General features: G+C 41.6%; 23 protein-coding genes. 11 read left to right on the top strand and 12 right to left on the bottom strand.

All coding sequences use genetic code 11. The features are described from left to right. Positions 1–433: 433 nt before the first annotated feature. The 5 genes from DWW10_RS23905 (at position 434) to DWW10_RS23885 (ending at position 5,288) form a co-directional block, all read left to right on the top strand. Positions 434–2,071, top strand: a complete 1,638-nt coding sequence (locus DWW10_RS23905) for a sensor histidine kinase (protein ID WP_118422296.1) — start codon at positions 434–436, stop codon at positions 2,069–2,071. A gap of 33 nt (positions 2,072–2,104) precedes the next feature. After that, entirely contained in the window at positions 2,105–2,800 is a 696-nt protein-coding gene (locus tag DWW10_RS23900) for a response regulator transcription factor (protein WP_022391731.1), read from the top strand. A 25-nt stretch (positions 2,801–2,825) separates the two neighbouring features. Further along, positions 2,826–3,605 (top strand): hypothetical protein, encoded by a 780-nt coding sequence (locus tag DWW10_RS23895; protein WP_022391732.1) that lies wholly within the window; start codon positions 2,826–2,828, stop codon positions 3,603–3,605. 224 nt (positions 3,606–3,829) lie between these two features. Further along, positions 3,830–4,375 (top strand): hypothetical protein, encoded by a 546-nt coding sequence (locus DWW10_RS23890; protein ID WP_022391733.1) that lies wholly within the window; start codon positions 3,830–3,832, stop codon positions 4,373–4,375. Positions 4,376–4,388: 13 nt separating this feature from the next. Next, entirely contained in the window at positions 4,389–5,288 is a 900-nt protein-coding gene (locus DWW10_RS23885) for an SDR family oxidoreductase (RefSeq protein WP_022391734.1), read from the top strand. A gap of 60 nt (positions 5,289–5,348) precedes the next feature. Here the strand turns inward: DWW10_RS23885 and DWW10_RS23880 are convergent, their stop codons facing one another. From DWW10_RS23880 to atpD, 10 genes are all read right to left on the bottom strand, one after another. Next, positions 5,349–7,568 carry an HRDC domain-containing protein gene (locus DWW10_RS23880; protein ID WP_118422297.1) on the bottom strand — a complete coding sequence of 740 codons (2,220 nt, stop codon included), beginning with the start codon at positions 7,566–7,568 and terminating at the stop codon, positions 5,349–5,351. Positions 7,569–7,734: 166 nt separating this feature from the next. Then, positions 7,735–8,622, bottom strand: coding sequence for a F0F1 ATP synthase subunit gamma (locus DWW10_RS23875; RefSeq protein ID WP_118422298.1), 888 nt, complete (start codon positions 8,620–8,622; stop codon positions 7,735–7,737). A gap of 84 nt (positions 8,623–8,706) precedes the next feature. Further along, positions 8,707–10,293: a F0F1 ATP synthase subunit alpha gene (gene atpA, locus DWW10_RS23870; protein ID WP_118422299.1), complete on the bottom strand. Its 1,587-nt coding sequence runs from the start codon at positions 10,291–10,293 to the stop codon at positions 8,707–8,709. A gap of 94 nt (positions 10,294–10,387) precedes the next feature. After that, positions 10,388–10,948, bottom strand: coding sequence for a F0F1 ATP synthase subunit delta (locus DWW10_RS23865; protein ID WP_118487386.1), 561 nt, complete (start codon positions 10,946–10,948; stop codon positions 10,388–10,390). 77 nt (positions 10,949–11,025) lie between these two features. Then, positions 11,026–11,532 carry a F0F1 ATP synthase subunit B gene (gene atpF / locus DWW10_RS23860; protein ID WP_007213987.1) on the bottom strand — a complete coding sequence of 169 codons (507 nt, stop codon included), beginning with the start codon at positions 11,530–11,532 and terminating at the stop codon, positions 11,026–11,028. 19 nt (positions 11,533–11,551) lie between these two features. Beyond that, positions 11,552–11,809: an ATP synthase F0 subunit C gene (gene atpE / locus DWW10_RS23855; RefSeq protein WP_007213986.1), complete on the bottom strand. Its 258-nt coding sequence runs from the start codon at positions 11,807–11,809 to the stop codon at positions 11,552–11,554. Positions 11,810–11,836: 27 nt separating this feature from the next. Next, positions 11,837–12,988, bottom strand: coding sequence for a F0F1 ATP synthase subunit A (gene atpB, locus DWW10_RS23850; protein WP_118422301.1), 1,152 nt, complete (start codon positions 12,986–12,988; stop codon positions 11,837–11,839). Further along, positions 12,972–13,397, bottom strand: a complete 426-nt coding sequence (locus DWW10_RS23845) for a hypothetical protein (protein WP_007218358.1) — start codon at positions 13,395–13,397, stop codon at positions 12,972–12,974. The genes atpB and DWW10_RS23845 overlap by 17 nt, the downstream gene beginning before the upstream one ends. Before the next feature lie 50 nt (positions 13,398–13,447). Next, positions 13,448–13,693, bottom strand: a complete 246-nt coding sequence (gene atpC, locus DWW10_RS23840; RefSeq protein WP_007213983.1) for an ATP synthase F1 subunit epsilon — start codon at positions 13,691–13,693, stop codon at positions 13,448–13,450. 23 nt (positions 13,694–13,716) lie between these two features. After that, the gene (gene atpD / locus DWW10_RS23835) at positions 13,717–15,237 is read right to left on the bottom strand and encodes a F0F1 ATP synthase subunit beta (protein ID WP_118422302.1); all 1,521 of its coding nucleotides are present in this window, start codon (positions 15,235–15,237) and stop codon (positions 13,717–13,719) included. Between the two features lie 379 nt (positions 15,238–15,616). On the opposite strand from atpD, the gene DWW10_RS23830 reads away from it, so the two are divergent. Continuing rightward, positions 15,617–16,561 carry a Dyp-type peroxidase gene (locus DWW10_RS23830; protein ID WP_118422303.1) on the top strand — a complete coding sequence of 315 codons (945 nt, stop codon included), beginning with the start codon at positions 15,617–15,619 and terminating at the stop codon, positions 16,559–16,561. Between the two features lie 327 nt (positions 16,562–16,888). On the opposite strand, the gene rimI is transcribed toward DWW10_RS23830, so the two are convergent. Next, positions 16,889–17,350 (bottom strand): ribosomal protein S18-alanine N-acetyltransferase, encoded by a 462-nt coding sequence (rimI, locus tag DWW10_RS23825; RefSeq protein ID WP_007213980.1) that lies wholly within the window; start codon positions 17,348–17,350, stop codon positions 16,889–16,891. Positions 17,351–17,355: 5 nt separating this feature from the next. After that, positions 17,356–18,822, bottom strand: a complete 1,467-nt coding sequence (locus DWW10_RS23820) for a RimK family protein (RefSeq protein ID WP_118422304.1) — start codon at positions 18,820–18,822, stop codon at positions 17,356–17,358. Positions 18,823–19,005: 183 nt separating this feature from the next. Here DWW10_RS23820 and ddlA point away from each other — a divergent pair, with 183 nt between their 5' ends. From ddlA to DWW10_RS23800, 5 genes are all read left to right on the top strand, one after another. Beyond that, on the top strand, positions 19,006–20,091 hold the full coding sequence (ddlA, locus tag DWW10_RS23815) for a D-alanine--D-alanine ligase (protein WP_118422305.1): 1,086 nt from the start codon (positions 19,006–19,008) through the stop codon (positions 20,089–20,091). Positions 20,092–20,171: 80 nt separating this feature from the next. After that, positions 20,172–20,657, top strand: coding sequence for a PepSY-like domain-containing protein (locus DWW10_RS23810; protein ID WP_118422306.1), 486 nt, complete (start codon positions 20,172–20,174; stop codon positions 20,655–20,657). A gap of 80 nt (positions 20,658–20,737) precedes the next feature. Next, positions 20,738–20,908, top strand: coding sequence for a hypothetical protein (locus tag DWW10_RS26165; RefSeq protein ID WP_007213977.1), 171 nt, complete (start codon positions 20,738–20,740; stop codon positions 20,906–20,908). 12 nt (positions 20,909–20,920) lie between these two features. Continuing rightward, on the top strand, positions 20,921–21,622 hold the full coding sequence (rpiA, locus tag DWW10_RS23805; protein WP_118422307.1) for a ribose 5-phosphate isomerase A: 702 nt from the start codon (positions 20,921–20,923) through the stop codon (positions 21,620–21,622). A gap of 78 nt (positions 21,623–21,700) precedes the next feature. Next, the gene (locus DWW10_RS23800; protein ID WP_118422308.1) at positions 21,701–22,201 is read left to right on the top strand and encodes a hypothetical protein; all 501 of its coding nucleotides are present in this window, start codon (positions 21,701–21,703) and stop codon (positions 22,199–22,201) included. Positions 22,202–22,248 lie beyond the last annotated feature (47 nt).

Here is a 22,248-nt window from a genome sequence, read left to right as displayed (position 1 = left end):
TCAGGAAGAGATTATTAGAGAGTGTAAACCGTTTACAGGCATAGTCAGACTTCATGTTCATTTGTTTTAGATACGACAATAAATGTGTTCAGACTTAGAGACAATTGGGTGTTAACCAAGGTCAACAGACCTATTGACCAACGTTGACAAATCCGTTAACCAAGGTTGACAAGCCTATTGGCCAAGGTCAACATCCAATAATGCAAGGGACTGCACAGGATTCTTCCTATACCTTTTGCAAAAGATGCCTTGTGCAAAACCGAATCATCCCTCAAGCTCTTGCACTGCAAAGTACGGTGAAATCTTCCGGACTTTGTGTTATCCGGAACTTACGTAGTCTTATCTAGTGTTATCTGAAGTGTTATTTAGTCTTACCGTCCATACATGTACCGGTTATCTTTCCTATCTTTGTCCATATAAATACAAGAGCTACATGAAACTGCCATTCAAACCTATTGCCATATTAGTCATAATCTCTCTGCTGGGTATCTTTATTTACCAGGCATACTGGATCACGGGGCTATACAAAACGATGAAGCACGAACTGGAACAAAGCATCGTAGAAGCCATGCGCATGAGCGATTATAATGAAATGATGCTTCGTGTAAAGGAGATGCAAAAAGAAAATAAAGCCCACGGTTCCGTAGAGGTTTCAGCAGGATACAATTCCGATTCCGGAAAATCATTTGTCCGCAGCAGTACAACTGTTAACCAAACAGACAGTGCCGGAAGTCTTTCACTTTTAAAAGACGGTATCCCTATGAAGTATGATAGCGTCTCAGTGAGTTACCCGAATGACTCGACAAGAGATATCCTTTTCACACGAGGACAGGAAGGCACAAATATTTCAGTCTGGGCAGAAAGAGATTCAGTAAAAGAGGTCCTGGAAGATACAGTGATCAATGAGGATGAACCTCAAGCTTCTTTAAGAGCCGAAGGTGGAATAGACATGATGTTGCGCGATCAAAGCAGTATGGTGGAACTTGCCACTTTCATCCAGCGTGGAATGCACTCGGGACTGGATATTTTTATAGAACCTGATATAGCCGTTTATGACAGTCTGCTGAATACCTATCTGCAAGAACGGGGGCTTAAACTTCCCTACCGATTGGAGCGTCTTCATTCCGGTGCCGATCCGGACTCAACGCTGGTTTACACTGATACGCTCGCCATTGTCGGAACTCCCGGATACATCCCCAGTGAAAAAGCAAAACAATATAATTATGCTTTCGACATTCACTCCAATCAAAGTTACCGCCTCACAATAGAACCTATTTATAAGATTGTATTGCGACAGATGAGCGGTATTCTTACCACATCATTCGTTATTCTTATTATATTAGGTTTCTCCTTCTGGTTTCTTATCCGCACCATTTTGCGGCAGAAAACACTGGAAGAGATGAAGAGCGACTTTACCAACAACATCACCCACGAGTTGAAAACACCTATTGCCGTGGCGTATGCCGCCAACGATGCTTTGCTTAATTTCAATCTGGCAGAAGACAAGCAACAACGGGATAAGTATCTGGGTATCTGCCAAGAACAGTTACAGCGATTAAGCGGACTGGTGGAACAAATTCTCTCCATGAGTATGGAACGCCGTAAAACCTTCCGTCTGCATCCGGAGGCGCTCAGCTTGCACGATCTGTTCCCGGCACTCATCGAACAGCATAAACTGAAAGCGGGCAAGCCTGTAGAAATCAATCTCGACATTGCACCGGAAGACCTGACAATCATTGCCGACCGTACACACTTCAGTAATATTCTGAGTAACCTGATAGATAATGCCATCAAATACTCTCCGGATAAAGCCGACATAATGATCTGTTGCCGGAAAAAGGAAACGGAACAAGTGGAAATCTCAGTTACAGACCACGGTATTGGTATCCCTACGGATAAACAGCCTCACATTTTCGATAAATTCTACCGGGTTCCGACAGGAAATATCCACAATACCAAAGGCTACGGACTGGGGCTTTTCTATGTAAAGACAATGGTAGAAAAGCACGGTGGCATGGTAACCGTACGAAGTGAAGCGGGAAAAGGAAGTACTTTTACAATAAGAATCTGAATAACATTGCTTATTATAAAAATGAATCAAGATATGGACAAAATCAAGGTACTGCTGGTTGAGGATGAACAAACCCTCGCCATGATTATCAAAGATACACTGGAAGGCCAGAACTTCATCATCCATACTGCTGCTGATGGCGAGGAAGGTCTGCGTATGTTCTTCGACTTACGCCCTGATGTACTGGTAGCAGATGTTATGATGCCTCGTATGGATGGTTTTGAAATGGTACGCCACATCCGTCAAACCGACAAACGAACTCCTGTACTTTTTCTCACCGCCCGTTCTTCCATCAATGATGTGGTAGAAGGCTTTGAACTCGGGGCCAACGACTATCTGAAAAAGCCTTTCGGCATGCAGGAACTTATCGTACGCATTAAAGCACTGGTGGGCAAAGCATTTACATTCAAAGAGGAACCGAAGAAGGAAGAAACCTGTTTCGAGATAGGCGATTACCATTTCAACTCTGTCACACAGATATTGTCCCATACCGGAATAGAGCAGGAACTCTCCCACCGCGAGGCCGAAATTCTGAAACGCCTGTGCGAAAACCGTAATCAGGTAGTGAATACCCAGAATATCCTGCTCGATCTTTGGGGTGACGACAGTTTCTTCAATTCGCGCAGCCTGCACGTGTTCATCACTAAATTACGACATAAACTTTCCAAGGACGAACGTATCCGCATTGTCAATGTCCGAGGCATCGGATACAAACTTATCATCAATTGAAACTTCTGTTAACACATAACGACTTATGAAAAAACTATTCATTATTCTGTTCCTTCTCACTGTTTCCTTTCGCGTTGCTGCACAAAACGAGCAAGCAAAGGACAGCACATTATTGAATCGTTTTCCCACGGAAATGGGAAAAGAACCGTTGTCTCCTCCACCCGGAACAGCTGCCGCTCCTAATCGGGATATGCCGGTAAAAACTTCTCTCAGCATGGATAGTACGGACTTACATATCACTCTTCCGACTTACTATCCCAATTTTCCGTGGATGGATATCAGAATGGGAAAGATGGTCAGCAGTTACGATCCTTTCGTGATGGATTACGAGCATTACGGTGCTTTTCAACTTTCACCCAATAGTATACTGAGCACATTCAGCACCCACAATACCTACCCTACAATGGGAACAATTATCCAGTCAGGTGCCGATTTTATATATCGCCCTAATGAACGTTGGGAATTGACAGGGGGTATGTATACCGCCAAATACACCATCCCTTCGCGCATGCATGGTTCTCAATTCGACATTGGTTTGGATGCCTCTGCCGCCTATCGCATCAACAATTTCCTTCGTATCCGCTTCTTCGGACAATATTCAGGCTTTGGCAAACAGAACTCTCTGAACGGATATATGAATCCTATGTATCCACAAAGCCACTACGGTGTAGTCATGGAAGTGAAAATCAATGATTATCTGGAAATACAGGGAGGTGTGGAACGATCGTATAATGCTTCGAAAATGAAGTGGGAAACAGTACCGATACTTGCTCCGGTGATTCATCTCAATAGAAAAAAGAAATAGAAAAACGGGCTGCATTTCTACACGAGATACAGCCCGTTCATTTACTGGTTAGAGAGGAACAAAATAGATTGCTTATCTACTAATTCAATTATTTACACCTCAAAGATAATAACTATTTCCAAACAGCCGTATATAATATACAACTTTTATTTTAATAAATGCTATATATTTCCATAATTCATACTTATTTCATATATTCGCCATTAAATAAAGGCTATTAAGTAATGAAATATATAGGACTAATCATACTTTTCTGTCTTTTCTCCTTCCGGGTAAATGCTCAGAATGAAATTCCTGCTGACAGCGTGCGTAGTATGAATATGCCGGAAACAAAGGATTTTGATGGTTTTCTTCTGGATATGAATTTAATGAAGATGGCAGCTCCCCAGGTGCCTAAAATGAAATTGGAAATTCCGGATGCCAGCAAAGATTATAGTTTCTTATTTCGCCTGGACCCGAACATAACCTACTCTCAAGGCTACTCACACCTGTTTAGCTTGGGTAGTTCCACCCTATACAGTATGAATCCTTTCGGATTGACAGGTTTTGGTTCATCTCCTCAAAACCTGCAGATGGGAAGCTTCCGACTGAAGAATGGCATGCGTATCAATACCTATGGAGAATACAACAAAGACGGATGGAAAGTTCCAAATCCTTCTGCTTTACCGTGGGAACGGAATAATTTTAAAGGCGCTTTTGAACTGAAATCAGCGAATGGATCGTTCGGCATAAGAATCGAAGTGCAACAAGGAAGAACAGCACCTTATTAAAGAAGATATGAATATGAAGAAAAAAATCTTGGTTATAGGCGCCAACGGGTTTACAGGACGCCGGATATTAAATGATTTGTCGCGCAACGACGAATACATTGTAACTGGCTGTTCTCTGCATGATGACATTGCTCCCGGTTCCGGAAATTATCGTTTTATCAGTGCAGACGTCTGCCAGATGGGAGAACAAAGTGCACTGTTCAGGGAAGTACGCCCTAATGTAGTGATCAACACTTCTGCCTTATCAGTTCCTGATTATTGCGAAGCTCACCATGAGGAAGCGGATAGTATCAACGTCAATGCTGTAGGACAATTGGCATTCCGGTGTGAAGCATCCGCTGCACGCCTTATCCATCTTTCTACCGACTTTGTATTCAACGGAGATACAACGCAGCTTTATACAGAAGTAGATACGCCTGATCCGGTCAACTATTATGGTGTCACCAAGCTGAAAGGTGAAAAACGGGCAGCTGAGTTATGTAGTAATTACGCCATTGCCCGTGTAGCAGTAGTCTATGGCGCTGCCTTACCGGGACAACATGGGAATGTACTACAATTGGTTGCCGACCGTTTAAGAAACAACGAAGAAATACGAGTCGTTTCCGACCAGTGGCGTACAGCAACTTATGTAGGTGATGTTTCGCAAGGAATAGAGAAGTTGATAAACTATCCTAATAATGGCATCTTCCATATCTGTGGTTCGGAATGTCTGACAATAGCTGATATTGCCTACCGCGTAGCAGATATCCTGAACCTGGACTATTCTTTAATTCTGCCAGTCACCACCAAGCAAATGGAAGAGGCAACTCCCCGCCCCCGTTTCAGTGGATTGAGCATAGAAAAAGCACGCAGGGAATTAGGATACCAACCACACACTCTGGAAGAAGGGATAAGACTCATGTTTAGTGTTTAGCGGTGAGTGATTAGTGATTAGCCAAGTTTGTATAACATTCCAACTACTAATCACTCACCACTAATCACTAAACAACGTTTCCGCAATCCCACTTTCTTTTTTATACATTCGTACCATTTCCAAGAGTTCATCTCCATACTTTTCCACTCCTTTTTTACCAAAGTAAGGAATGCGGAGAAGAGTGGCCTTATCTTCCGGCAATAAATTCGTAATACCGAGAATTGCCTTTTGTTGAATTACAGTATATACCGGTAATCCCAACCGGGATGCTTCTGCATTGCGCCATGCCACCAGACGCTTATACAATTCGGGATGCAGGATGTCCGAAGGTACTTCCACAGTTGCCGCCCTTTTACGTGCGGAACTACTTCCACCGTCTTCAGTTTCCTCTTTACGTTTTCTTCTTCCGGAGGAGTTGCCGCCGCGTTTTTCTCCTTTATCCTTGCCCAATGCGGCATCGTCAATGGAGAGGACGGACTTTTGTTTCAGATATTCGCCTACATGGAATCCCTTATCAATTACGAATTCCAGTAAATCGACTTTCAAGAGAAGCAAATCATCCAACTCTTCACTGACAGTCTTCAACTGTTTCTTCAGCTCTTTATTGTCAGATTCTACAATTGTACTACTTCTGATGGCGTCCAAGGGCATCAATTGTTCTTTGAAATATTCTGCACCCAAGTGAATGCGCTCCTGCAAACTTTTATCTGTAGCATAATCTGCCGCACCATCAACCAAGCGAGTATATTGTAAGCTAAACTTTTGAGCAACTTTCGTAATCTTCTCATGGAAACGTTCCGTTTCTGATTTATATTCAACCAGTAGTTTAGGATAGAGCTTGTACAAGTGTTCATCCACCAATCTCACAAAACGCTTCAATGCCAGTTCCAATGGTAAGAAATCAAACAATCCTGATAACAATTCCAGAAAATACGCTTGTTGCAATCTCCGGTAACGCGTTTCATCAGGCTCATTTCTACGTGCATCTTCTGTAAAGGTATCCACAGCACTGTCACTGATTACTGCCCTGGCAGATAATGGAGCACTTAATACCAGACCTTCCAACGTCTTGCAACGGCTCAGAGCCACATACGTCTGTCCGTGTGCAAAGGAAGCGCTGGCATCAATTATTGCACGCTCAAACGTCAACCCCTGACTTTTATGAATGGTTATAGCCCATGCCAGTTTCAGTGGGAATTGTTTGAAGACTCCCTCTATATCTTCTGTAATCTCTTTTGTCTCTTCATCCAGCACGTACTTTGCATTGGTCCATTCTTCTTCTTGCAGCATGAAGACGTCCTCACTTCCTTTGCTACGTACCTCAATGCCTAAAGCGGATACATTTACCACCTCACCGATCATACCATTGTAATAACGGTGTTCACCGGATGAATCGTTCTTTACAAACATGATTTGCGCACCACGTTTTAACTCCAGTACTTCATCAGTAGGATAAGAATATTCCGGAAATTTACCATCTATCTGGGCACGGAAGGTAAAAGAACGTCCGGGCAGTTGTGCCAGTTCATATTCATTGATACGTTGCGCCTGGTAATTATGGGTGGTAAGTTGGATATATCCTTCCTCTTTCGCAGGATTGAAATTTGGAATGTATCTACAGTTCAGTTCATCCAACAAAGTTTTGTCACAACGATTCTCCCGGATACGGTTCAACATGTCCAGAAAATGAGTATCACTCTGTCGATAAACTTTCTTTAATTCAATGGTACAGTACTCCGATTGCCTCAATGCACGGCTGGAAAAGAAATAGGGAGTATCATAATAGCGGTTTAGCATCTGCCATTCTTCGTCTTTGATTACCGGAGCAAGTTGCTGTAAATCTCCGATCATCAATAATTGTACACCGCCAAAAGGCTTGCTACGATCACGGAAACGACGCAACACATCGTCTATCGCATCCAAGAGGTCGGCACGTACCATACTGATTTCGTCAATAACGAGCAGGTCTATACTACGCATGATGTTAAGCTTCTCTTTTCCGAAACGGAAACGGTACTGAGCCTTACCGTCCGCACTGAATGAAGTATCGGGCACGTAAGGGGCAAAAGGTAACTGGAAAAAAGAATGAATAGTTACACCACCTGCATTAATAGCCGCAATGCCTGTCGGGGCAAGAACAACCATACGCTTAGGGCTTCCGGATTTCAATTGTCGCAGGAATGTAGTTTTTCCGGTACCTGCTTTACCAGTCAGGAAGAGATGAGTGCCTGTATTTTCTATAAATTGCCATGCAAGTGACAATTCCGGGTTTTGTTCCATTATTTCATAAATGTTGTTTGGAGGTGTAAAGGTAACATAAATAAAAGAGGAAAAGCTCCCATCGGCACATCTTTTTACATGAAAATGAAAAAAGCTACAAGTTACGAGCTACAAGCTACAAGTACCTTTCGGAATATAGCGCAGCCACTCGTAGCTTGTAGCTTATTTACTTCAGACTTCCCGCAATTATATCCAATAATTCGTTTGTAATCGCTTGCTGTCTGCTCTTATTATATTGCTTCGTCAAATCTTGTATCAGTTCATTCGCATTATCTGTTGCAGTCTGCATGGCAAGTGTGCGGGCAGCATGTTCAGAGGCATTGGAATCTTGAAGTACGGTAAAAAGTTTCTGGCTCAACACCTTTGGTAACAAATCTGCAATCAGTTGCCCGACAGATGGCTCCACTATATAATCATTTTGAAAACCGCGTTTTCCCGATCCTTCTGTTGCAGCAGTTGCTTCCACCTTACTCAAATCAATAGGAAGATATTCCTCACGCGTTAGTATCTGTGACCCCATCGACTTGAAGTGATGATAGATCAGCTCTACACGGTCGATTTGTTTTTCTACAAACTCTTGCATCAATAATCCTGCAAGTTCATATGCTTGCACATAGGATGGTTTCTCGGCCATCGTTTGATAGCTTCCTTGCGGTGTATAGCCCAATTTCTTGGTAGCTTGTTCCACTTTCTTCCCTATAGGATATATCAGAATGTTTTCCTTACCAAGTGATTTATATTCTGCCAGCGTTTCTCCAAGCATCTTTACTACATTTGCATTAAATGCACCGCATAGCGAACTATTAGACGAAAAAACCACTACCGCTACCCGTGTCACAGGTCGCACTTCGGTATAAGGCGACTCGAACGTGGCATCTGTAGACAAGAAGTTCGTCAGAATCTCATTCAGTTTCTGTTGATAAGGCAACATATTCTCAATCCGCGATTGTGCTTTGTGCAACTTTGCGGATGCCACCATCTTCATCGCCGATGTAATCTGACGCGTACTCTTGACGGAGTTTATTCTGTTTTTTACTTCTTTTAAAGAACCCATAGCATCTTTTTTAGTGGTAAGTGATTAATGATTAGTGATAAGTGACGAATGTCATATTTGTCTCTTATCACTAAGCCTAAATCACTAATCCAAATATTGTTTCGACATGAGATCCGCAGTCTCCTCTATCTTCTTGCAAACATCATCATCAATGACGCCACTCTTCAATACATCGAGTACATCCGCACGATGATTCATTTCAAGTGTTTCCAGAAAACTACGTTCAAAATCAGTCACCTTATCTAACGGAACATTACGCAACAGTCCATGAGTACCACAATAAAGAATGGCAATCTGCTTCTCTACCGGCATCGGACTATATTGCGGTTGAACCAACAAACGGGTATTCTTTTGTCCCTTGTCAATGGTCAGTGCTGTAACAGGGTCCATATCGCCACTGAACTTTGTAAATGCTTCCAGTTCACGATATTGCGCCTGGTCTATCTTTAATGTACCGGCCACTTTCTTCATCGCCTTAATCTGCGCATTACCACCCACACGACTCACAGAAATACCTACGTTAATAGCCGGACGGTTACCTTGGTTAAACAAGTCAGTATCAAGGAATATCTGTCCATCAGTGATAGAAATCACATTCGTCGGAATATAGGCAGATACGTCTCCTGCCTGCGTTTCGATGATAGGCAATGCAGTCAGTGATCCGCCACCCTTCACTTTACCTTTCAAGCTTTCCGGCAAATCATTCATTTCACGTGCCACTTCTTCCTGATTAATAATACGTGCTGCACGCTCCAGCAAACGGGAGTGCAGATAGAAGATATCACCCGGATACGCTTCACGTCCTGATGGACGGCGTAAAATCAGTGATACTTCACGATAAGCTACAGCCTGCTTAGAAAGGTCATCGTAAACTACCAATGCATGGCGACCGGTATCACGGAAGTATTCACCAATGGCAGCACCTGCAAACGGAGCATAATACTGCAACGCAGCCGGATCACCTGCCGTAGCAGCAACAACAATCGTATAATCCATTGCACCATTCTCACGCAAGGTATTCACGATAGTAGCTACAGTCGAACCTTTCTGGCCTATAGCTACATAAATACAATATACCGGATCTCCTGCCTCATAATTGGCGCGCTGATTAATAATTGTGTCAATAGCAATAGCCGTCTTTCCAGTCTGACGGTCACCGATGATCAACTCACGTTGTCCGCGACCGATAGGTATCATGGCATCCACGGCTTTCAATCCGGTTTGCAACGGCTGATTTACAGGCTGACGAAAGATAACACCCGGCGCTTTACGTTCCAAAGGCATCTCACATAGCTCTCCACCAATGAGTCCTTTACCGTCCAGTGGTGCTCCCAGCGGATCTATAACACGCCCCAGCATACCCTCTCCCACCATAATGGAAGCGATTCGCTTGGTACGCTTTACGACGTAGCCTTCTTTTATTTTATCTGTAGGGCCCAGCAAAACAGCACCTACGTTGTCCTCCTCCAGATTCATCACAATCGCCTTGATACCGTTATCGAACTCCAACAGTTCGTTTGCTTCGGCATTGCGCAGCCCATAGATACGTGCCACACCGTCACTGACTTGCAGCACCGTACCGATTTCATCCAACTGCACACGGGTATCGATTCCCTCTAACTGGTGACGGAGAATATCGGAGACTTCGCTTACTTTTATATTTTCAGACATGATTCTATTTACGATTTAGTTATTTACGATTTACGATTGAAATTTCCTTAAGTCCGATCCACTACTTACAATGTAGAGTAGCTCTAATCGTAAATCATACGATTCTTCTGTTCTTATCAATGAACTGTTGTTTCACTCTCTTTAGTTGCGTGGCGATGCTGGCATCCAGTCGGAAATCGTTGATATCAAAGATGAAGCCCCCTTCTATCGAAGGATCAACTTCAGTTTGTAACTCCATCTGTGCATGTAGCAAAGTAGAAGCACTATCTCGAATGCGTTCCCAAACGTCCCGGCTCACAGGTACAGCTGTAATCAGCTTTCCTACGCCGATATGCTTCAATTTCCTGTATAGATCAAGATAAGTCAGACAGATGTACTGCAAATAGTATTCCCGACGATTTTTCAACACAAGTGTTATGAAACGGGAGAACTCCCGGCTCACTTCTCCATTGCCCACGGCAGCAGTACAAATCAGAGCAAATTTCTCCTTAATCTTCAAAATAGGGTTATCCAACGCTTCCCGTAAATCAGGATGCTTACGGAAGCTCCGTTCCAGCATACGCAATTCATGGTATACGCAGTCTTCAGCCCCCGTACCTTTCACGTATTCTATCAACGCTTTGGCATATCGCATCGAAACAATTCCTATATCCATTTCCTTTAATTATTAGTGATTAGCGACTCATAATCAGCATTGCGCTAATCACTCATCGCCAATCGCTTTATCGCTACTTAATTGCTTCTTGAGGCTGCCAGTACTTCGTCCAGCATCCGGTCTATCATCTCCATCTGTTCATGCTCTTCATCCAGATTCTTACGAATTACTTTCTCCGCAATATCTACAGAAAGCACGGCAACCTGTCGACGAATATCACGTATTGCCTCTTCTTTTTCTTGCTGTATCTGCTTCTTCACATCGTCCAGCTCTTTCTGCGCAGCGACTTCCGCCTGCTTGCGTGCTTCGACGATAATCTTGTCACGCTCGTGCATCGCCTCCCGCAGAATGCGTCCTTGCTCCTTATTGGCAGCAGCAACCAATGCTTCACTCTCAGCTTTCAGCCTTTGAAGTTGCGCATTAGCTTCTTTTGCCACTTCCAGCGATTGGTCAATGTAGGTTCTGCGACCTTCTACCATTTTGGTAATGACAGGAAAGCCATACTTCGCCAACACCACGAACACCACGCCGAACGACAAAAGCATCCAGAACAGCAGACCACTATCGGGTAATAACAATGACATAATTTTATCTACGTTTTAATTATAAGAAGAACACTAACAGACACACAACTACCGCCAACAGGGCAACACCTTCAATCAATGCAGCGGCAATAATCATGTTCATACGAATGTCTCCTGATGCTTCTGGCTGGCGGGCAATAGCCTCCATAGCTGAACCACCAATTTTACCAATACCTAAACCTGCGCCAATAACGGCAAGTCCGGCGCCAATTGCTGCACCTAATTTACTAATTCCGGCTGCAGCTGCAGTAGCTTGCAATAATACAGATAGTAACATAATTCTTAATTTTTAAATGGTTTATTATTAATTGTTGTTTTCTTTCACTTTAACTTCTTTATGTTCTTCCTGAGCCAATCCGATAAATACGGCAGACAACATAGTGAATACATATGCCTGGATAAATGCTACCAGTAACTCCAACGCATTCATAAAGATGTTGAACAGCACAGAGGCCACGGTAAGCGTACCGTTAAGCGCAGGTCCCATACTGGCGGAAATAAAGATCAGACATGTTAACACCAACATTGCCATGTGTCCAGCCAACATATTGGCAAAAAGACGAATCATTAAGGCAAATGGTTTGGTGAAGATACCGAAGAATTCAATAAATGGCATCATCGGTACAGGAACCTTCAGCCACCAAGGCACATCCGGCCAAAAAATATCTTTCCAATAGGTTTTCGTTCCGAACAGGTTGACGGCAACAAATGTAAAAAGTGCCAGAACCATCGTAATAGCAATATTACCCGTCACATTAGCTCCACCCGGGAAAATGGGAATCAACCCCATGATATTATTTATAAAGATGAAGAAGAACGCTGTCAGCAGGTAAGGAGCAAACTTCCGATACTTCGGCCCTACACAACTCTTAATGATATCGTCGTTCACCATCATTATAAACATCTCCATAAATCCGATGAAGCCGCCCGGAGCCGCACTACCTTGCGGATGTTTGCGATACCACTGGGCAACGGCCAGAATAATGACAAGTAGCAATACGCTGTTAATCAACAGTGACAGTGTCACTTTTGTAATAGAAATATCCCAGGGACGTATTTCGTTTCCGGCTGCATCATGCTCAACCAACTTACCTTCGTACCTGCTACCTGCCGGAGCTATAAAGAATCCTTCATAGGATCCTCCATTTTCTTCCAATCGTGAAGAGAGGAAAGTGTGCCAACCAGTCTGCGAGCTATATACAATAATAGGTAATGGGATAGTGACGTGCGTTTTTCCCCATGTGGTAATATGCCACTCGTAAGCATCGCCAATGTGCCCGAAGACGATCTCTTTCACATCCACCGTGTTTTCTTTCTGTTCGGTAGAAGTGACATCATCCCGTTTGGCTACGCTGTCAAGTTCCGCTTCAATCCCCTGTGCCATAACAGGCAAGGTAGTAAGCAGCATTCCCAGCATCAGGAATATTCCGGTCAATAGATTATGCATTTGTTTCATTTTTCTTTTCTTTTTTCTGTTTCTTTCCTACTTCATAAGTAAAAAAGAACCAAGTCTCATATATCAGATAGACTATATAGTAAAGGATGAATGTCAGCAGGAATAACTTAGCTTCTTCCCGCACTGCAAAGCAGTACACCACCAAGAGTATCACAGAGAGCAACATCTTCATCACCTTCATCGCCATGTAAAGCAGCAACATCTTTTGCGGGGCATGCTTACGGCAAGCATCAAACATAGATATTTCAAAAAGCCCGAACAAGAAGAAATATACCGGAATGAAAGGATATCCTCCAAAATAATGTCCAGGCAATAAATAATGTAAAATCCCTGCGCCTACCCATCCTGCTATTAATGTCAACAGGGTGATCTGATATAAAAAATTGCGCTTTGTCAAGCTGATACTCATAGTATTATTTAAAATTAAGAATGAAAGAATTAAGGATGAAAAGACTATTGTCAGTCTACGCAGGCAGAAACCACTCCACCACTTAACTCAATGAAACCACCCTCTATGTCAAGAGTCTGTTCTTCTCCTTCTGTCGGTACATACATCACCTTACCTTCACGAAGCGAAGACACAATGGGTGCATGTTGCGGAAGGATGGTAAACGTTCCTATCGTACCAGGTAGCGTTACACTTTCCACTTCTCCATTATAAATTTCCTTTTCAGGAGACACTATGTTCAAATACAACTTCTTCATAGCCTCTTTCCTTCTTTTATTTTTTAATTATTTACCTGATCCAGCAATTTCTGTCCTTTCTCTATCGCTTCTTCAATCGTACCGACATTCAAGAAAGCAGGTTCGGGTAGATAGTCCACCTCACCATCCAGAATCATCTTAAAGCCTTTGATAGTGTCTTCTATGGGCACCATCGTTCCCGGTACACCTGTAAATTGTTCAGCAACGGCAAAAGGCTGAGATAAGAAACGTTGCACGCGACGTGCACGATTCACCAATGTACGGTCGGCATCCGAAAGTTCTTCCATACCAAGGATAGAAATAATATCCTGTAATTCCTTGTTACGTTGCAGAATTTGTTTCACCCGTTGCGCCACTTCATAATGCTCTTCTCCCACAACATGCGGGTCGAGGATACGTGAAGTAGATTCCAGCGGATCAACGGCAGGATAAATACCTAACTCAGTAATTTTACGGCTCAATACCGTCGTGGCATCCAGGTGCGTAAATGTAGTAGCAGGTGCCGGGTCAGTCAAGTCATCGGCAGGCACATATACAGCCTGTACAGAGGTTATAGATCCATTTCGGGTAGAAGTAATACGCTCCTGCATAGCACCCATTTCAGTAGCCAGCGTCGGTTGGTAACCTACAGCCGAAGGCATACGTCCCAACAAAGCGGACACTTCGGAACCTGCTTGTGTGAAACGGAAAATATTATCGATAAAAAACAAGATATCACGTGAACCACCAGTTTCAGCACCTTGGTCACGGAAAGCTTCCGCCACCGTCAGCCCGGACAATGCTACTGATTGACGCGCACCGGGAGGTTCGTTCATCTGGCCGAATATCAAGGATACCTGTGATTTCTCCACTTCACTGTAATCTACCTTAGATAAATCCCAGTTTCCTTCTTCCATACTTTTCTTGAACTCTTCACCATAACGAATAACACCGGATTCAATCATTTCACGCAGCAAGTCGTTACCTTCACGGGTACGCTCTCCTACTCCCGCAAACACAGAAAAACCATGTTGTTTCTTAGCAATGTTATTAATGAGTTCCTGGATAAGCACTGTTTTACCTACACCAGCACCACCGAACAAACCGATCTTACCACCCTTACTGTAAGGTTCCAGCAAGTCGATAACCTTGATACCTGTATAGAGCACCTCTTGTACGGTAGTCAAATCTTCAAACTTAGGAGGATCACGGTGGATGGGATAAGCACCGGCACGGTCTAACTCTTTCATACCATCAATGGAATCACCCACTACATTCATCAACCGACCTTTAATCTGGTCGCCCACCGGCATGGTAATAGGACCGCCTGTGGGATACACTTTCATACCTCTTTGTAAACCGTCCGTACTATCCATTGCTACAGTTCTCACTGTATTTTCGCCAATGTGTTGCTGCACTTCTACGATTAATGTTTTTCCGTTTGATCTTTTTATCTCCAGTGCGTCGTGGATACTTGGAAGCATCAGTTCGGCATCCGTACCTTCAAAATAGACGTCTACTACCGGTCCGATGACCTGAGAGATATGTCCGATAATTTGTGACATAAGCAATCTTTTTATATAATTTCTCTTTTTCTAAACTCTACAAGTCGCGTTCTTGTCATTCCGCTGCTATGAGCTTAACACCTATTGAATAGTTTTTGTTCAAAGCTTCAAATCTTAATTTTTACGGAATAGTTACATAAGCAACTTTGCAAATGTAAACACAAAAACTTTCAGGTTGTACTCTATGAAAACGTTTTTTCTATAAATTATACCCTTTTGAACTATTATTACTACAATCAGAACAAAAAAGCGACATCCATTTAACGTTGCTTAAACATTCATCAACAGATGCAAAGAAGGAATTCCACTATTTTTGTATGAACAAAACATCATTTGGTAAGTTATATTTTGAAGTATAAATTTAATGAAAGGAAAAAGTATGAATTCACATCAAAATCCATTCGCAGGAAACACCCCACAGGATGTAACCGAAAGACAAGGTGAAAATGCCATTTTCATCGTTTACGGATTAAATCAATCTCCTGATGCCGTCGACAAAGTAAAAGATGTATGTGCCAATTTCTCAGCGTTAATACGTAGTATGCGTAATCGCTTTCCCGATGCACAGTTCAGTAGCACGATAAGTTTCAGTGCTAATGTATGGGATCGTATTTTCCCTGGCAGGGGGAAACCCAAAGAATTGGAAACTTTCAAAGAAATAAGGGGAAGTAAATATACAGCTGTATCCACTCCCGGTGATATACTGTTTCATATCCGGGCACGGCAAATGGGGCTATGTTACGAATTTGCTTCTATCATCGACGAAAAACTGAAGGGGGCTGTCGAAGCTATTGATGAAACTCACGGTTTCAGATATATGGATGGTAAAGCAATCATTGGCTTCGTAGATGGAACAGAATCTCCAGCCGTAGACGAGAATCCTTATCATTTTGCCGTAGTTGGTGAAGAAGATCCGGATTTTGCGGGTGGAAGTTATGTATTTGTACAGAAGTATATTCACGATATGAATGCCTGGAATGCGCTTCCGGTAGAAGAGCAGGAAAAGGTGATAGGACGAAGAAAGTTCAATGATGTGGAATTGTCGGATGAAGAAAAGCCTGCAAATGCACATAATGCTGTAACAAATATTGGAGATGATTTAAAAATAGTACGTGCCAATATGCCATTTGCCAATACTTCAAAAGGAGAATACGGTACTTATTTCATTGGATATGCAAGTACATTCAGTACTACGCGCCAGATGTTGGAAAGTATGTTTATCGGGAATCCTGTAGGCAACACCGACCGCTTGCTTGATTTTAGTACTGCGGTTACCGGGACCCTGTTCTTTGCACCGTCTTACGATCTACTTGGAGAAGATTAGCAGTTCGCCCCCATGCTGGGCAAACATAAAAAAAGGCTATCTATCCCAGACAGCCAATCTTTTGTTAACCTTAAATCTAATACTATGAAAAACACATTGCAAAGATACGGCTTTTCTTGATTTCTCCAAATTTCAGAGCCTTTACAGGACATTTTACAACAAGGTTTAATAATTCTATCGATCTTGTTAACAATTTGACAAAGAAAAGAGAGTATTACACTATATTTTTAAACAGGAATTAAGAATATTGTAAAGCAGAGGGGCAATCAGCCTCTCTGTTTGTTTATTAATTCCTGTTTCTGATACCGGATTTCCAGAGAAGAATATCTATTCAACTATAGTGGGCCTCTGCATATAATATGCAGAAGTCCCGTTATGATAATAGTTCTCTTTTATGGAAGTACATTTAAAACCATTTTTTTCATATAAATGAATAGCCGGGGAATTAGAAACATTCACCTCCAAAGTAATTCTCTTTAAGCCTTGTTTTTGGGCAATAACAGCTATCTGATCTATTAGTAATTGCCCCACTTTCTTGCCACGAAAATCAGGATGAACAGCTATCGAATAGATACGTAGACTACAAGCACGTTGATTTATCAACACACTAAAATAGCCCCCCACCCTTTGCTGATATTCTGCTACACAAAAGTATCCTTTTGCTTGAGAAATAAGATAAACAAACTGACGTTTTGAAAAACTATCTTTATCAAAACAAATTTGTTCTATCTCCATAATTGACGGAATATCATCAATTTCAGCCAAACGAAGTATAAATCGCTGTTCCATACGAATTAGAAACGTTTTACATCCAACATACGCCAAAAGTTATTCAGCAACCGATAGTAGAGTTCGTCTCCCAGAATGGCATCTTCTAACCCATGGTCAATGCTGGGATTATCATTTATCTCAATAACAATAGCACGGTCATTTACCATTTTCAAATCTACTCCATACAGGCCTTTCCCAATAAAAGAGGCCGCGCGCAGCGCTGTATCCAATACCTTACGTGGCACTTGATAAATAGGAATAGTCTCCACCAGTCCGCAACGGCTCCGTCCGGAAGAATAATGGCAATAGATTTGCCAATGTCCCTTAGCCATATAATACTTACACGCATAGAGAGGCTCTCCATTCAAAATGCCGATACGCCAGTCAAAATCTGTTGGAGCGAACTCCTGAGCCAGCAGTATAGATGACTTATCAAACAATACTTTCAACGCTTCATCCAACTCGATCTCATTATTGACTTTCTTCATACCGATAGAGAAAGAGCCATCTGGGATTTTCAGGATAAAAGGACTACCAAGTTGTTCCGTAATCTCCTCATAAGAGTTGACATTCGATTTGAATAGTAACATGGAAAGCGGTGCCGGAATCTTTTCCTTCTCAAACAATTCTTTCAGATAAACCTTATTGGTACAGCGGATAATAGATTGAGGATCATCTATAACAGCCAACCCATTTTGTGTGGCCAATTGTGAAAGCCGGAACGTGTAATGGTTTAACGAAGTAGTGGTACGAATAAATAAGGCATCAAACTCCATCAGTCGTGTGGCATCTTCTTCAGTTAGCAATTCGGCATGAATATCCATCTTCTTAGCCAGTTCAAGTAGTTTGTGAAGTGCCTTTTTATCGCTTGGCGGAAATTTCTCATCCGGATCATACAGTATAGCCAGGTTGTATCTTGCCGATTTCGAAGCCTGAGGATTGCGCCACACTTTTCTGTTAAACAAATCCAGAGCATTAGCGAAATAATCCTCTTCCTCATTATTCAATGACCCCAAAGGTAAAAACTGAATATTTTCTATCTGATTCTTATGTCGCGTATTTAATGTAACCCGCAATAAAGGAGCCGGATAATTCTCAAAAATAAAACGGGCTATACGCTCCAATCCTTTCTCTTTGCAAGTGCCAAAGTATACATTCAGAGACCAAAGATCATCGGTTATTTCATTTTTCTGAATCCATTGATAACAAAGCTTTTGAAGATTGCTATCCATACGGATACCTGCACCTGCTTCCACCTTATTAATTATATCTACTCCGGGAATAACTTTATGCCCCCTCGTTTGGGCTAATAACGAGCAATAATAGCCTTCGGAGTTATAGCTATAATCATTACTCAGGTTGATTACTAATTTACGATCCTTTCCCGGTGATTTATACTTCAGGTAGTCAGATACTGTTAAAATGCTGTTTGTTTTGGAATATGGCTTCCAATCATCCAAGCTGTCTACAAGGATCAATACATTGTTCATTTCGTCTTTTTAAAAAAGTGCCCGAAAGTAGTGAATTAAATGATACAAAATATCGCAGACTCAATAATTATTTTCAAGAGATGAAAACAACTCTGTTTTTGCTCAAAAATAATAGGAGGAAATCTAAAATTATTCTGCATATTCTCTTAAATTTGCGCTTCAAATTTAGAGTAAATAACACCTATGAATACAACTATCGCAATCATTTTCGGTGGACAATCTGCCGAACATGAAGTTTCTTTGAAATCAGCTACTAATATATTCAATGCAATAGATAGAAGCAAGTTTAACCCCTTATTAATAGGCATTGACAGAGCAGGAAATTGGTTTTATAACCCAGAGTATAAGATGCAGAATATCAATCTGGCAAAAGATGATTATTTTGCAGACGCCACCAGTGTTTATATGACTCATTCTTCTGAAAAGATTGAGATTATAAGTAAAGGTACAAATATGGTTATAGAGAATATTGATGTAGCGTTTCCCATTGTACACGGAACATTCGGAGAAGACGGAACTTTGCAGGGCTTTCTAAAATCAATAAACATCCCCTTCGTTGGTCCGGATGTATTAGGTTCTGCCATAGCAATGGATAAGGATGTAACAAAGTGCTTACTGAAAGCTGCCAATATTCCTGTTGCCGACTCTTATACATTATATAAATACAATCCTTCCGAATTTTTATATAGTGAGATTGTGTCCGTATTGGGACTTCCTCTTTTCGTAAAACCTGCCAATGCGGGTTCATCCGTAGGTGTAAGCAAAGTTACGAATGAAGATGAATTTACAATAGCATTATCTACTGCATTCCAATATGATAATAAAATTCTGGTAGAAGAAGCCATTATAGGAAAAGAAATCGAATGTGCCGTATTAGGTAATGAACATGTACGGGCATCCGTAGTGGGAGAAATTGTAGCAACCAAAGATTTTTATTCTTATGATGCTAAATATATAAGTTCAACCGGAGCAAAATTGCAAATTCCGGCTGAAATAAACGCCGAAATGTCCGGACAGATCAGAGAATGTGCAGTAAAAGCATTTAAGACCATTTGCTGTGAAGGTATGGCACGAGTTGATTTCTTCCTGACTGAAGATAATAGATTTGTATTGAATGAAGTCAATACCTTACCAGGCTTTACGGAAATCAGTATGTATCCTAAACTTTGGGAACAAACAGGCATTCCATATAAAGACCTGATAACCGAATTAATATCCTTGTCTCTGCAAAGGCATGAGCGTGATTCGAAGTTATCCATAAAAATATGATCTTCTAAAACGTCTTTGTCAGCAACAAACAAAAGCCTCCCAGGGTTGTTTCTAATAGCAACTAAAAACAGACCTTGATTATGAAAAAGTTTAATTTCAGTTTATTGGCAGGCTTGTTGTTGCTGATATCTGCTTCCGTATGCGCAGAAAATACTCCGGAAAAAGTACAGGAAACTTTCAAAAAGATGTATCCTAAAGTGACGACCGTGGAATGGATGCATAAAAGTGATTACCACATTGCCGGATTCGTTTCAGATAGCCACGAAATGAACGCCTGGTTCGGAAACAATGCCCAATGGATAATGACGGAGACAAACGTCGAAAGCCTGGAAGATGTCCCTGCTCCCGTAGCTAAAGCATTTATGCAGACAGAGACCCCTCCTATACAAATCAGATATATAAAGATAATTACCTTCCCCAAAATGCCTACTGTAGTAATCATCGATATAGAAGAGTATAACTCTGACAGAGAAATTCAGCTTTTCTATGCTCCTGACGGTAAACTACTACAGAGCCTCGATGTATCCGGTGGTGATGGAGAAATCTATCCCGAGTTATTCGGGTAATACAAAATTCTTACCAAATATAAGAACAATTGAACAAAACAGAATGTTATCTATAAAAACAACTATAAATAGCAAGACTTATGAGTAGACGTTCACAGCTGGAGCATGAAGTATCATTAGCTCAAAAACGTATTAAGGAAGCTCCCCAAAATACGCCGGCAAACATCAGAAAAATTTGGGAACAAGAGTTGGTTGAACTTGAAGTAGAACTGAACAACCTGACTGACGACGAAGAAGATAATAACGATTAGCAACCTCTGACAATGAAATGGGATAATCAACTGATAAATCATTTGCAATGGTCGAATGCGATCATTAATCGTGAGGGCAAAGAAATCGTAGCACAGGAAATTGCTGCAATGGCGAAAGAAGGTGATGTGATTGGGGCTGGTTCCGGCTCTACTGTCTACCTTACATTATTTGCATTGGCGGAACGTATTCGCAAAGAATCTCTGTACATAGAGGTTATCCCTGCCTCTGCTGAAATTTCCATGACCTGCATACAACTGGGTATACCACAAACCACTCTTTGGAATAAACGTCCGGATTGGGCTTTTGATGGTGCTGATGAAGTAGATCCGGAACGGAGTCTGATAAAAGGACGTGGTGGAGCCATGTTCAAAGAAAAACTTCTGATAAAAAGTAGTGGTAAGAATTTCATTATTGTTGATGACACAAAACTGGTTGATCATTTGGGGAGCCGCTTTCCAATACCTGTAGAAGTCTTTCCAAGCGCATTGACTCTTGTAGAGAGTGAGATGCAGCGATTAGGAGCTTCCGAAATAACACTGCGTCTTGCCAGTAGAAAAGACGGGCCTATTTTGACTGAAAATGGTAATTTTATTCTTGATACCCGCTTCAGTTACATTGATCCTTCTTTGGAAGAAAATTTAAAAGCGATTACCGGAGTAATTGAAAGCGGACTTTTTATCGGATATGATGTTGAAATAGTAGTCGCGAAATAAAAAACATCCACATTTATTTGATGAAATCATTCTTTTTTACGAGATTTGTGAAATCTAATCATATAAATATTCACAAAGATGGAAAAGAATAAAGATGATTTTTTTAAGAGCTTGTGGAAAATATTCGAGAAAAGACTCACAGAGATACTAAAGCCCATCGCAGAAAAACTTAATAGCGAATTTGAAAAAGAATGCTTGATGCATTACTTGCTAAAAGGCGGAGAAACCCTTATTGTAAGCGATGATGTGTTTAAAAGGATCGCCGAAGAAGCTGTTAAGGAGCAAGAGAAAGCCGGTGGTAAACTACAGGGCGCTACCACTGTGAAAATCAACGGTAAGCAATACTACTCTAAATGCATATCCTTCTACAACAACGATGAATTTGATTATGCCTTAGGTTGTGCAACTGTATTTTTTGACGAGAGTGGAACTCCGGTAGGATTAAGAGATTACTATGATTTTGATCCGGCAGAACATCGAGGAGACATGGAAGAAAAACTGACCCAAATTATGGCAGAATTGGAAAAGACACCTTTTGGTGGAAAACCATACGATATATTATATGGAATATATATCTAAATATTAAAGTAAAAAACAGTTGCCAAATTTTCCATGGCAACTGTTTT

The sequence above is a fragment of the Bacteroides intestinalis genome, from assembly GCF_003464595.1.
GTDB classification, from domain to species: domain Bacteria; phylum Bacteroidota; class Bacteroidia; order Bacteroidales; family Bacteroidaceae; genus Bacteroides; species Bacteroides intestinalis_A.
The sequence above is the reverse complement of the archived record's forward strand: the minus strand, read 5'-3'. Positions and strand labels throughout refer to the sequence as shown.

Excerpts from the sequence above, each read along its gene's own strand:
- DWW10_RS23905 (WP_118422296.1), top strand. The coding sequence starts at position 434 with ATGAAACTGCCATTCAAACCTATTGCCATATTAGTCATAATCTCTCTG.
- DWW10_RS23900 (WP_022391731.1), top strand. The coding sequence starts at position 2,105 with ATGGACAAAATCAAGGTACTGCTGGTTGAGGATGAACAAACCCTCGCC.
- DWW10_RS23895 (WP_022391732.1), top strand. The coding sequence starts at position 2,826 with ATGAAAAAACTATTCATTATTCTGTTCCTTCTCACTGTTTCCTTTCGC.
- DWW10_RS23890 (WP_022391733.1), top strand. The coding sequence starts at position 3,830 with ATGAAATATATAGGACTAATCATACTTTTCTGTCTTTTCTCCTTCCGG.
- DWW10_RS23885 (WP_022391734.1), top strand. The coding sequence starts at position 4,389 with ATGAAGAAAAAAATCTTGGTTATAGGCGCCAACGGGTTTACAGGACGC.
- DWW10_RS23880 (WP_118422297.1), bottom strand. The coding sequence starts at position 7,568 with ATGGAACAAAACCCGGAATTGTCACTTGCATGGCAATTTATAGAAAAT.
- DWW10_RS23875 (WP_118422298.1), bottom strand. The coding sequence starts at position 8,622 with ATGGGTTCTTTAAAAGAAGTAAAAAACAGAATAAACTCCGTCAAGAGT.
- atpA (WP_118422299.1), bottom strand. The coding sequence starts at position 10,293 with ATGTCTGAAAATATAAAAGTAAGCGAAGTCTCCGATATTCTCCGTCAC.
- DWW10_RS23865 (WP_118487386.1), bottom strand. The coding sequence starts at position 10,948 with ATGGATATAGGAATTGTTTCGATGCGATATGCCAAAGCGTTGATAGAA.
- atpF (WP_007213987.1), bottom strand. The coding sequence starts at position 11,532 with ATGTCATTGTTATTACCCGATAGTGGTCTGCTGTTCTGGATGCTTTTG.
- atpE (WP_007213986.1), bottom strand. The coding sequence starts at position 11,809 with ATGTTACTATCTGTATTATTGCAAGCTACTGCAGCTGCAGCCGGAATT.
- atpB (WP_118422301.1), bottom strand. The coding sequence starts at position 12,988 with ATGAAACAAATGCATAATCTATTGACCGGAATATTCCTGATGCTGGGA.
- DWW10_RS23845 (WP_007218358.1), bottom strand. The coding sequence starts at position 13,397 with ATGAGTATCAGCTTGACAAAGCGCAATTTTTTATATCAGATCACCCTG.
- atpC (WP_007213983.1), bottom strand. The coding sequence starts at position 13,693 with ATGAAGAAGTTGTATTTGAACATAGTGTCTCCTGAAAAGGAAATTTAT.
- atpD (WP_118422302.1), bottom strand. The coding sequence starts at position 15,237 with ATGTCACAAATTATCGGACATATCTCTCAGGTCATCGGACCGGTAGTA.
- DWW10_RS23830 (WP_118422303.1), top strand. The coding sequence starts at position 15,617 with ATGAATTCACATCAAAATCCATTCGCAGGAAACACCCCACAGGATGTA.
- rimI (WP_007213980.1), bottom strand. The coding sequence starts at position 17,350 with ATGGAACAGCGATTTATACTTCGTTTGGCTGAAATTGATGATATTCCG.
- DWW10_RS23820 (WP_118422304.1), bottom strand. The coding sequence starts at position 18,822 with ATGAACAATGTATTGATCCTTGTAGACAGCTTGGATGATTGGAAGCCA.
- ddlA (WP_118422305.1), top strand. The coding sequence starts at position 19,006 with ATGAATACAACTATCGCAATCATTTTCGGTGGACAATCTGCCGAACAT.
- DWW10_RS23810 (WP_118422306.1), top strand. The coding sequence starts at position 20,172 with ATGAAAAAGTTTAATTTCAGTTTATTGGCAGGCTTGTTGTTGCTGATA.
- DWW10_RS26165 (WP_007213977.1), top strand. The coding sequence starts at position 20,738 with ATGAGTAGACGTTCACAGCTGGAGCATGAAGTATCATTAGCTCAAAAA.
- rpiA (WP_118422307.1), top strand. The coding sequence starts at position 20,921 with ATGAAATGGGATAATCAACTGATAAATCATTTGCAATGGTCGAATGCG.
- DWW10_RS23800 (WP_118422308.1), top strand. The coding sequence starts at position 21,701 with ATGGAAAAGAATAAAGATGATTTTTTTAAGAGCTTGTGGAAAATATTC.